The organism is Amycolatopsis minnesotensis, assembly GCF_039529815.1.
Classification (GTDB): domain Bacteria; phylum Actinomycetota; class Actinomycetes; order Mycobacteriales; family Pseudonocardiaceae; genus Amycolatopsis; species Amycolatopsis minnesotensis.
The window spans coordinates 98,894-109,829 of sequence record NZ_BAAANN010000033.1 but is presented as its reverse complement, the minus strand read 5'-3'; the positions used below and the strand labels follow the sequence as shown (position 1 = coordinate 109,829).

The window sequence follows — 10,936 nt, the reverse complement described above, 5'->3', positions numbered from 1 at the left end:
GCCATCGTGGTGGTGACGGTTTCGATCTCGCCGTTGCCGTCGAGATCGGCGGTGGTGGTGACCGGGCCGGCCTGCGGAGCGGCGGTCGCGGTCACCGCGGCGGTCAGGCCGATCGAGGCAGCGATCCCGGCGAGCGTGACGGTGCGGACGATTCCCTTGCGATTCATGAGAACTCTCCCTCCAAAAGGCCTTGCGGTGAACGATTCACCGGAAGTTTGTTTTGCAGGGAAAGACGCCGAACAAGTGAATAGGTGTGCCGCGGGTGCGATGTGTCACACCAACGCAACTCGCGAAGCGCCCGATCGTCCCGGCAATCGAAATGCGAAAGACTCGGTCCGGCATCCACGCTGATGTCGCGCAATCGCGAGAAGGCGCCGGTCGCGCTTGCTGGACTTCCTTCCACCGAACGGATCCCCGCCCGTGCCCACGCCGCCGGCGGCGCAAATTTCGACGACCGATACCAGCTATCGACCGATATCAAATATCGCGACGGCGGAAGGCCGTGAGACCCGCGACGAAGGCGGCAATGGCGACACCGGTGAGCCACAGCAGCGGCGTCGCGGTGAACGGCGCGCTGGGCAGCTTCGGGATGTGGGAGAACGGCGAAATATCGAGCACCACTTGCGAGGCGTTCGCGATCGGGCCGAACATGCTGATCGCGAGGAACAGCGCCGCGACGGCCCAGCCTGCCGAGGAGAGCTTCGGCGCGAACCCGAACAGCAGCACCGCCGCCCCGGCCACGACCCAGATCGCGGGGATCTGCGCGGCGGCCGCGCCGAGCGCGTGCGGGAGCTGGGTGCCGACGTCGTGCACGCGCAGCCCGTGGAACAACCCGGACGCGGCACCGGCGACCAGCACCAGCAGTGCGCTGCCGAGCACCGCGAACACCAGGTGGCCCGCGGCCCAGCGCAGGCGGCCGACCTTCGTGGCCAGCAGCGGTTCGACGCGCAGCGCCGTCTCTTCCGAGCGCATCCGCAGCGTGGCCTGCACCGCGTACAGCGAGGCCACCATGCCGAAGATGCCGAGGATCGCGGCGACGAACGAGTCGACGAGCCCGGCGGAACCGCCCATCCGCTCGACGATCTGCTTCGTCTGGTCCGAGCCGCCGATGACGTCGCCGACGCCCGCGGCCAGCGAGCCGAACACCCCGCCGACGATGGCGAACCCGATCACCCAGCCGAGCAGCACGCCGCGGTGCAGCCGCCACGCGAGCGCGAACGGCGAGGCGAGGCTTCGCGCCGCCGTCGCGGGGCCCGGCCGCGTCGGCATGATCCCCATGCCGACGTCCCGGCGCGGCAGCAGCGCGTAGCCGATCCCGGTCAGCACCACGGCCGCGGCGAGCGGGAGCAGCAGCACCCACCACCGTTCGCCCGCGAACGACCGGAGCTGCGTCGCCCAGCCGATCGGCGAGAGCCACGAAAGCCAGCTCACGTCCTTCGCCGAGTCACCGAGCGCCCTGATCAGGAACATCGCGCCGAGCACGGCGGACCCGATCCCGTTGGCGGTGCGGGAGAACTCGGCGAGCTGCGCCGCGATCGCGGCGACCCCGGCGAACACCCAGCCGGTGAGCGCCGCGCCGAGCCCGAGCACCACCGAGCCCGCGGCGGGGAGGCCGACGCCGAGCAGGCCCGCCGTCATGATCAGCCCGGTCACCAGCGAAGCGGCGCCCGCGACGCTGACGGCCGCGGTAAGCGCGGCGTACCGGCCGACCACCGCCGAGGCGAGCAGCTCCAGCCGCCCGGTGTCCTCCTCCTGCCTGGTGTGTCTGGTGACGGTGAAGACGCAGGCCAGTGCCAGCAGGAGCGGCAGGATCGTGCCGTACTTCCACGCCGTGTAACCACCAGCCGTGGACAGGTCGAAAGCCGGGCCGTACAACAGGTTCACCGACGGGTTCGCGCCGAGGCCCGCGGTCAGTGGCGCCCGCGATTCGACCGTCGGGTAGAGCGATTCGTAGGTGCCGACGGTGCCGGCCGGGATGATGCCGAGCACCACGATCCAGATCGGCAGCACCACCCGGTCGCGCCGCAGCGCGAGCCGGATCAGTTGCCAGGTACCGGAAAACGAGTGCGCGCCGCCCCCAGCGGGCTTCAGCTCGTGCGCACCCCGCCGCGGCGGGGTGGCGGTGTTCTTCGGAGCGTGCTCGGTCGCCGATGTCATTTCGCCGCGGCCTCGCGTTTTCCGTTGCTCGCCTCGTCGGTGTAGTGCCGGAGGAAAAGCTCTTCGAGCGTCGGCGGCTGGCTGGTGAGGCTTCGCACACCGACCTTCGTCAGCTGGCTGAGCGCCTCGTCGAGCGACCGGGTCTCCACGTCGAAGCGGACCTTGGTGCCCTCCACCTTGAGATCGTGGATGTTGTCCAGTGTGGACAGACCGTTCGGCGGGCCGGCCAGCTCGGCCGAGATCGACGTGCGGGTGAGGTGGCGGAGATCGGCGAGCGTGCCGGTCTCCACGGTGCGGCCGTTGCGGATGATGCTCACCCGGTCGCACAGCGCCTCCACCTCGGCGAGGATGTGGCTGGAGAGCAGCACCGTGCGACCCTGCTCGCGCTCCTCCTGGATGGCGTACTGGAAGGTGGCCTCCATCAGCGGGTCGAGCCCGGAGGTCGGCTCGTCCAGCACCAGCAGGTCCACTGTGGACGAGAGCGCGGCGACGATCGCGACCTTCTGCCGGTTGCCCTTGGAGTAGGTGCGCCCCTTCTTCCTTGGGTCGAGGTCGAAGCGTTCGATGAGGTCCTTGCGGCGGCGCTGGTCGAGCCCGCCCCGCAGCCGCCCCAGCAGGTCGATCACCTCCCCGCCGGAGAGGTTCGGCCACAGGTTGACGTCGCCGGGGACGTAGGCGAGCCGGTGGTGCAGGCTCGCCGCGTCCTTCCACGGATCGCCGCCGAGCAGGCGGGCGGTGCCGGAATCGGCACGGAGGAGGCCGAGCAGGACACGGATGGTCGTCGACTTCCCCGCGCCGTTCGGGCCGAGAAAGCCGTGCACCTCGCCGGTTGCTACCTGAAGATCGAGCCCGTCGAGGGCCTTGGTCCGCCCGAACGACTTGGTCAGGCCGGACACGGAAATGGCGTTGTCCATGACCGAGAAGCTACACTTGTTTCACAAACTTGTGAAGTTAAGAAAAGGTATGGATGGGATGATCGGCATCCTGGCCGTCGGAGAGGATGATCGGCATGTCCAGCAGGCCCCAGTCGCAACGCGACCCCGACGCCCGTGACGACGAGGCGGCGCGCCGCTTCGTCGAGAAGTTCGCGCTCGTCCTCACGCAGGCCGGGATGGCGCGCATGCCCGCACGGGTGTTCAGTGCCATCCTCGCCGACGACGACGGTGAGATGACGGCCGGTGAAATCGCGGAGGCGCTGCAGATCAGCCCCGCCGCGGTGTCCGGTGCCACGCGGTACCTCATGCAGATCGGCATGGCGCACCGCGAGCGCAAGCCGGGCGAGCGGCGTGACCACTACCTGATCGGCGACGACTTCTGGTACGAGATCATCGGCAAGCGCGACCCGGTCTACTCCGGGCTCGCCGACGCGCTCGAGAGCGGTATCGACGCCGTCGGCAAGGACACCAGGGCGGGCGCGCGGATCGAGCAGACCAGGGACTTCTTCATGTACCTCGCCAAGGAGATCCCGGCGCTCATCGAGCGGTGGCGGGACGAGCGCATCCGGGACCTCGGTCACCCCTGACCGCGCTCCGGCACGGGCCGCGCGAGTCGCCCGGCGAGCTGCTCCCCGGCAGCGGAAGGCGCGCGCCGGACAGCGCCTGCGGATCGGTGCCGGTGCGGAGGTGCCGTGGTGGCGTTCGTGGCGCCGGATTCCCCGAAGGCGACCTTCAGGGAATCCGGCGGACCCGCCTCCGGCCATCCGGCACCGGAGACGAGTGCGGTTAGTCTGCGGAGCATGCGGAACGCGCGCTTCTCGAACGCGGTTTCGGGCACGGCCACGGTCGCGCTCGCCCCGATGCTGCTCGCGCAGGGGCTGCGGGTGCGCCGCACGACACCGCGCCTGCCCGGTGCGGACGGCCCGGTGACGGGCGGCGACGGCGGCGGGCTGGCACTGCTCGCCATCGGGGAGTCCACTGTGGATGGTGTCGGCGCGCCGGACCACGAGCGCGCGCTCACCGGCAGTGTCGCCGCGGCGCTCGCGGCGCGGACCGGGCGCCCGGTCCGCTGGCAGGCGCTCGGCAGGACCGGCGCGAACGCGCGCGTGGTGCACGCCGAGCTTCTGCCGCGGGTGGCGCGGGCCGATCTGGTGGTCATCGCGCTCGGCGTGAACGACACGACGGAGCTGCGGTCGGGCGCGGCGTTCCGCCGGGACCTGCTGCGGCTGGTCACCGGGGTGCGGCGGCGGCTCGGCCCGGTGCCCGTCGTGCTGGCCGGGGTACCGCCGATGGGCCGCTTCCCCGCGCTGCCCCAGCCGTTGCGCGCCGTGCTCGGGCTCCGCTCCGGCGTGCTCGCCTCGGCCGCCGCGGAGCTGTCCGCGGTACCCGGCGTCCGGTACGTGCCGATGCCGGCCGCGATGCTGGATCCGGCGACCTTCGCCGCCGACGGCTTCCACCCGGGGCCCGCCGCCTACCGGATCTGGGGCGACCAGCTGGCCGGAGCCGCGCTACCCCTCGTGACGCGCTGAACACGCGACCACGATCAACTGCACGGCTCGATTCCGCCCGGTCACTGACGGTGAGTGCGCTGCGTGCAGAAGTGTGACCGTGGTGTCGCGCTGACCTGCGGCTACGGAAATCTCTGGAAAAAAACGCCGGAGCGTGTATCCGTGGGCTCCCTTCCTGCGTCCTATGGGGCGACACTGCTTGAGGAACCCGCGAGCACGAACGGAGCCCCGCATGCCCGCCGACCACCCCTACCGGGCGGAAATCGCGGCTGTCCGCGAATCGCTTGCCGAGGGTGGCTCCTGGCACGCCGGAGAGACCTCGCTCAGCAGGCTTTCGGCCGAGTCACGGGCCGCGCGGCTCGGCGTGCCGTGGCCGGACGACGCCGAGCTGACCGCGAGGGCCGAGCAGCCGGACCGCATGCTGTCCGCCGCGAGGGCGGCCACCGGCCAGCAGGTGATCTCCAGCGTGGCGCCGTCGGAGGTGCTGCCCGCGCGGTTCGACCTGCGGCAGCTCGGGTTCGCCACGCCGGTGAAGGACCAGGGCGAGTGCGGCTCGTGCGCGGCGTTCGCGACCGCGGCGACGCTCGAAGGCACCGCCGCCTACACCCGCGGCGCGCGCGGCCTCGGCCTCGACCTGTCCGAGGCGCAGCTGCACTTCGACTACGCGGCGGCTCGCGAAAGCCTGCACCCGGACGGGTCGTGGCCGGACGAACTGTTCGATGACGCGATGACCCACGGGGTGGCCTTCGAGGACTGCTACCCGTACCGCGAAGACGGTTCGGGCGCGCTGAACCCGGGTTGGCTCGACCGGCTCGCGCGCGCCGAGGAGGTCGTCGACCTCAGCGGCAACCCGGCGGCGATCAAGCACCACCTCTACGGGTACGGGCCGGTCGCCGCGTGCCTGGTCATCTACGAGGACCTGTTCCACTACACCGGCGGCGTGTACCGGCACACCACCGAGAAGACGAGCGGTGGCCACTGCGTCGCGCTCGTCGGGTGGGACGACGTCGAAGGCTGCTGGATCGCGAAGAACTCGTGGGGCACCGAGTGGGGCGAAGGCGGTTACGTCCGCATCGCCTACGGCGAGGGCTATCTCGAGGACTATCCGGCCGCACGGCCGACGACGCTGGGGTGCACGGGCGTGAACCTGCGCGCGTGGCTGCCCCCGCAGCGCGCGCTGCGGCTGTTCACCAGCGCGCACGACGCCAATGCCTGGGTCTACCTGGAGCAGGCCGGCTGGGCCCGGCTCTCCGGTGGGCCGCGCGGGACCGCGACCGCGCTCGCCATGCTCGCCGATCCGCGTGCGCGCGGTTCGGCCGTGGCGCCGTTCATCGACAACGACGAACTCGCGATGCTCCGCATCGGGCAGTGAAGAAAGAACAGGGGAACTGCATGAGTACGAACACCGAGCCGGTCCCGGACGACACCGCCACCGCGAACGGCGTGGAAGCGCCCGCACCGCCGCACCCCGACGCGCCGCCGGCCCCGCCGGAATGGGCGCCGCCGATGGCCCCCACTTCGTGGGAGCCGTACAGCCCGCCTGCTGGCGCTCCGGTGGTGGCGCCGACGTCGTGGGAGCCCTACAGCCCACCCGCTGGCGCTCCGGTTGTCGCCCCCACCTCGTGGGAGCCGTACAGCCCGCCTGCCGGTGCTCCGGTTGTGGCGCCGACGTCGTGGGAGCCCTACAGCCCGCCTGCCGGTGCCCCGGTTGTCGCACCGATGTCGTGGGAGCCGTACAGCCCCCCGGCGGGACAGCCGACGCCGCCCGCGGGCCAGCCCGCGCAGCCGGGACCGGTCGCCACGACCGGCCGTGACGGCTGGGCGCACCGCCGCTTCATCACGCACGTGTTCGCCGCCACCTCACCGGGGGTGTGGGCGTGGGTTCCCGGTGCGGGGTGGAAGCGGCTGTCGATGGCGTCCGAGGCGGGCAACGGCAACCTGCTGCTGCTGGCGCTGCTGGCGAAGAACAACCGGTTGCCACTGAGTTACCACGAGGACGCGTCGGGCCAGATCGACCAGATCCTGGTCTGACCGCCTCGCCGAGGCAGGCGGTAGCCGGCAGCCGAGGGGGCCGCCGGCTGCCGCCGCCCTGAGCCCCGGGGGGCGTCGTGCTCATTCGGATCACGCGGGCGAATGCCGGGGAGGTGATTCGCGTGCGTGCGGGAGACACCGTGGAGCTTTCGCTCCCGGAGACCCCGTCGAGCGGGTTTCGGTGGCTGTGCCGGCTGCCGAGGGGAGTGCACCTGGTCGATGACGAATACCGCGGGCACGGCGGCGGGGAACAGGGCCACCCAAAAAGGGGGCAGGTGGTCGCGGGGGCGGGGCCACCTGGTGCGGGTGGGGTTCGCCGGCTGGCGTTCGACGTGTTGGACATCGTCGACGCCGGCCGGCTTCCCCTCCACGCGGACCTGATCCGTCCTTGGGAGCAGGCGCCGCGGCGAACGCTTACCTTCGTCCTGTCCGCTGCTCCGAATGAGTGACTCCGTGTATCCAGCACTGACCCACCCGCCTCTTTACCCCGGTGAGCCCGCGATACTGCCAACGCTGAGTTGTGGGCGAGTCGAGGGGGCACGAACCGTGACCGAGACGCGAACCGTCGAGGCGGATCCACCGTGGGAAGGGCTCCACGGGCACGAGCTGTACGCCGCGTGCGTGCACGCCGCGCGCGCTGGTGACCGCAACGCGATGAACCGGCTGGTGGCGGAGCTGACGCCGCTGGTGTGGCACGTCGCGCGGGCGAACGGGGTGGAGGCGTCCACCGCCGAGGACGTGGTCCAGACGGTGTGGCTGGCGTTGTTCACCAACCTGGCGAAGGTGACCGAGCCGAGGGCGCTCGCGGGCTGGCTGATCACCACCGCGCGTCGCGAGGCGCAGCGGTCGCACGGCCGCAAGCCGTCCCCGGTCCCGCTCACCGACGAGATGGCCGAGTCGATGCCGAGCGGTCACCCGGCCCCGGAGGCCGAAGCGCTGCGCGCCGATCGTGACCGCCTGCTGTGGCAGGTGTTCACCCGGCTGCCCGAGCGCTGCCAGGAGATCATCCGCCTGACCGTGCTGGCGGGCCGTGCCGAATACCGTCTCGTCGCCGAAGCGCTGCGCATGCCGCACGGCAGCATCGGCCCGACCCGGGGACGTTGCCTCAAGACGATGCGCGAGTTGCTGGAAACCGAAGGGGGCGGCGCATGAACGAGATGCGGGGATCGGGCGGGATGTCCGACGAAGCGCTGCTCGAGGACATCGGGCGGATCGTCGACGAGTTCGACGCGCCGCCGGCGGACCTCGTCGAACGGGTGCAGTTCGCGATGGCACTGGAGAACCTCGACGTCGAGGTCGCGCGCTGGGTGCGCGACGGCACCCTCGCCGGGGTGCGCGGCGGTGACGAGGGCACGATCACCTTCACCGTCAGCGATCTGACCGTGATGATCAATCTCACCAAGGTCGGCGCGGCGCACCGGATCGACGGCTGGCTCGTGCCCGCGGGCGCGCACGGGGTCGAGATCAGGGTCGCCGAGCACGGCGCGTCCTCGACCACCGCCGATGTCGGCGGCCGTTTCGTGCTCGACGACGTGCCGTGCGGCACCACCCAGATCGTGGTCCACGTCGGCGGGAAGGCGTCGACCCGCACCGTCGTTACTCCTGCCGTGGTGCTCTGAAGCGGTTCGCTCCACAGCGGGTGGGGTTTGTGCTCAGATAGGGCGTGTGCCAGATGACCTCTACCGGCGTGCGATCACGGCGGCCGTGGACGCGCGACCCGCGGACGCGCTTCGCCTGCTGAACCGCGCGCTGCGCAAGCTCGATCGCCGCGCGGGCGGGTCGTCCGGCGTGGCGGACCTGGTGCTGCGCACCCGCATCCTGATCAGCCTCGCGTCGGCGGAGGCGGAAAGCGGCTCCACCAAAGCGGGTCTGGCCCATCTCGACTCCGCGAGGGCCGTGCTGGCCGAGCTGCCGGACGGACCGGCGAAGAGCACCCAGGGCGCGGTCATCGGGCTCCAGCGCGCGGTGATCCTGTTCCGCACCGGCAAGCTCGCCGACGCGCTCGCGCTGTTCGACGCGATCATCCCCGAACTCGAGCGCGAGGTCACCGACGACGGCACCCTGCTCACCCGCACCATCCTGAACCGCGCGCACGTGCACGTGGACCTGAACAACCCGCGCGCCGCCCTCGCCGATCTCCGTCGCAGCCTCGACCTCGCGGTGCACTACGGGCTCGCGAGGCTGGAGGGCAAGGTCCGGCACGCGCTCGGTGACCAGGCCCAGCTCGTCGGCGACATCCCGGACGCGCTGCGGCACTACGAGCAGGCGGCGCGGATCTACGAATCGGAGGCGCCTGGCTGGCTTCCGCGCCTGCGGCTGGACCAGGCGAAGGCATTGCTGGCCGCCGGGCTCGCCGAGGACGCCGCTCGTCATCTCGACGAGGCGTTGCCCGAACTGCGCGCCGCCAAGGCGTTCCAGGACGTCGCCGAAGCCGAGGTCGCGCGCGCCGCGTCCGCGCTGCTCGACAGCGACTACGCGCTCGCGCGGCGGCTGGCGGGGGCCGCCCGCCAGCGCTTCCTGCGTCGCGGCAACGCGCCGTGGGCGGGGATCGCGTCGCTCACCAGGCTCCGCGCCGAAGCGGGCGCCGCGCTCGGTGATGCCGCGCGAAGACCACCCGCGCGCCTGCCCATCGCGTTGCGGGAGCTGGCGGCGAAGCTGGGTGAACTCGGGCTGCGCGACGAGGCGGGCGTCGCCAGGATGCTGGCCGTCCGGTTGCAGCTGCGCCGCGGCGCGACCGAGACGGCCACCGCGCTGCTCGCCGAGGTGCCGACCCCGCGCCAGACCACGCCGGTCGACCACCGGATGCTGCTGCGGCTGTGCCGCGCCGAACTGGCCGTCGCCACCGGCCGTCCGCGCTCGGCGCTCGCGCAGGCCCGCGCCGGGCTCGCCGAACTCGGCCGCGTGCGCGACCGGATGGGCGGGCTCGACCTGGTGTGCGGCACCGCGGTGCACGGGCTCGAACTCGGCAGGCTCGCCTGTTCGCTCGTGCTCGACCGTGGCCGAGGGGGGTCCGGCGCGCGACGGCTCCTCGCCTGGCAGGAACGGACGCGGGCGCAGGTGTACCGGTACGAGCCGTTGCCGATCATCGAGGACCCGGTGCTGGCGCAGCACCTCACCGAGATGCGGCACGTGCAGCGGACCGCGCAGCAGAACCGGCTCGCGGGCAAGCGCGCCACCGGTCTCGAACACCGCTACCGTTGGCTGCAGCGCGAGGCGAGCAGGCTCGGCTGGTCCACGACGCCGTGGGGGCGGCCGCGTCCGGTCTGCTCGCCGGAGGAGGTCGTCGAGCAGCTCGGCGACCGCGTGCTGGTCAGCCTCGGCACGGATCGCGATTCGCTCGCCGCGGTCGTCGTCCGCGACGGGCGCTTCCGCCTGGTGCGGCTCGGCGACCGCGCCGAGATCTTCGAGACGACCCGTCAGCTGCACGCGGACCTGAACGCGCTCGCGCCGGATCACCTGCCTGCCCCGCTCGTCGAAGCCGTCACCGCGTCCGCGAACCACCGCGCCCGGCTGCTCGACCGGATGCTCGTCGAGCCGATCGCGGACCTCATCGGCGACCGCGAACTCGTGCTGGTGCCGTCCGGGCCGCTCTACGCGTTGCCGTGGCCCGCGCTGCCGACCCTGCGCGGCAAGCCGATCTCGATCGTGCCGTCCGCGACCGCGTGGGTCGGCGCGCGCTCGCGCGGGTTCGGCGCGCCGACGGTGGTGCTCGCGGGCGGGCCCGGTGTGCCCGGCGCGCTCGGCGAGGTGCGGAAGCTCCGCGAGGTCTACCCGAATGCGACGCTCGTCGACGGTCCAGCGGCGACCAGCGGCAAGGTGCTCGCGGCACTCGACGGTTCCGGGCTGGCGCATCTCGTCGCGCACGGTGCGCACGAACCCGCGAACGCGCTGTTCTCCCGGCTGGAACTCGTCGACGGACCGCTGTTCGCGCACGAAACGGCGCGCCTCGGCAGTCCGCCGGACCGCGTCGTGCTGGCCGCGTGCGAGCTGGCGATGAGCCACATCCGGCCGGGCGAGGAGCCGCTGGGGTTCGCGGGCACGCTGCTCGCGAGCGGTTCGTGCACGGTGATCGGGGCGATTTCCCGCGTCGGCGACCACGCCGCCGCCGAGGCGATGCACGACCTGCACCGGCTGCTCGCGGCCGGCACCTCACCCGCGCTCGCGCTCGCCGAAGCCACCGCCGCGGACCCGCTGCGCCGCCCCTTCCTCTGCCTCGGCGCAGGCTGACCCCCACCTGCGTTCAGCGGGCTAACCGTCCCCGGCGGCCAGCCCCGCGGTGGGACCCCGCCCGCGACGTTTAGCGGG

Annotated in this window: 10 protein-coding genes; 8 read left to right on the top strand and 2 right to left on the bottom strand. The window is 72.2% G+C overall.

Annotated elements, in window-relative coordinates; translation table 11 throughout:
• Positions 1-477: 477 nt before the first annotated feature.
• Both ABD256_RS33405 and ABD256_RS33400 read right to left on the bottom strand, forming a co-directional pair.
• On the bottom strand, positions 478-2,157 hold the full coding sequence (locus tag ABD256_RS33405) for an ABC transporter permease (protein WP_344428326.1): 1,680 nt from the start codon (positions 2,155-2,157) through the stop codon (positions 478-480).
• Positions 2,154-3,071 (bottom strand): ABC transporter ATP-binding protein, encoded by a 918-nt coding sequence (locus tag ABD256_RS33400; RefSeq protein WP_344428324.1) that lies wholly within the window; start codon positions 3,069-3,071, stop codon positions 2,154-2,156. Before ABD256_RS33400 ends, ABD256_RS33405 begins: the two co-directional genes overlap by 4 nt.
• Positions 3,072-3,166: 95 nt before the next feature.
• Here ABD256_RS33400 and ABD256_RS33395 point away from each other — a divergent pair, with 95 nt between their 5' ends.
• The 8 genes from ABD256_RS33395 (at position 3,167) to ABD256_RS33360 (ending at position 10,858) form a co-directional block, all read left to right on the top strand.
• The gene (locus ABD256_RS33395; protein ID WP_344428321.1) at positions 3,167-3,679 is read left to right on the top strand and encodes a GbsR/MarR family transcriptional regulator; all 513 of its coding nucleotides are present in this window, start codon (positions 3,167-3,169) and stop codon (positions 3,677-3,679) included.
• Between the two features lie 213 nt (positions 3,680-3,892).
• The gene (locus ABD256_RS33390; protein ID WP_344428318.1) at positions 3,893-4,621 is read left to right on the top strand and encodes an SGNH/GDSL hydrolase family protein; all 729 of its coding nucleotides are present in this window, start codon (positions 3,893-3,895) and stop codon (positions 4,619-4,621) included.
• Positions 4,622-4,832: 211 nt separating this feature from the next.
• Positions 4,833-5,972: a C1 family peptidase gene (locus ABD256_RS33385; protein ID WP_344428315.1), complete on the top strand. Its 1,140-nt coding sequence runs from the start codon at positions 4,833-4,835 to the stop codon at positions 5,970-5,972.
• Between the two features lie 20 nt (positions 5,973-5,992).
• On the top strand, positions 5,993-6,631 hold the full coding sequence (locus ABD256_RS33380; RefSeq protein ID WP_344428312.1) for a hypothetical protein: 639 nt from the start codon (positions 5,993-5,995) through the stop codon (positions 6,629-6,631).
• Positions 6,632-6,708: 77 nt separating this feature from the next.
• Entirely contained in the window at positions 6,709-7,080 is a 372-nt protein-coding gene (locus ABD256_RS33375) for a protease inhibitor I42 family protein (RefSeq protein ID WP_344428309.1), read from the top strand.
• Between the two features lie 97 nt (positions 7,081-7,177).
• Positions 7,178-7,783: an RNA polymerase sigma factor gene (locus ABD256_RS33370; RefSeq protein WP_344428306.1), complete on the top strand. Its 606-nt coding sequence runs from the start codon at positions 7,178-7,180 to the stop codon at positions 7,781-7,783.
• Positions 7,780-8,250 carry a carboxypeptidase regulatory-like domain-containing protein gene (locus ABD256_RS33365; protein ID WP_344428304.1) on the top strand — a complete coding sequence of 157 codons (471 nt, stop codon included), beginning with the start codon at positions 7,780-7,782 and terminating at the stop codon, positions 8,248-8,250. Before ABD256_RS33370 ends, ABD256_RS33365 begins: the two co-directional genes overlap by 4 nt.
• A 46-nt stretch (positions 8,251-8,296) precedes the next feature.
• Positions 8,297-10,858: a CHAT domain-containing protein gene (locus tag ABD256_RS33360; RefSeq protein ID WP_344428301.1), complete on the top strand. Its 2,562-nt coding sequence runs from the start codon at positions 8,297-8,299 to the stop codon at positions 10,856-10,858.
• Positions 10,859-10,936 lie beyond the last annotated feature (78 nt).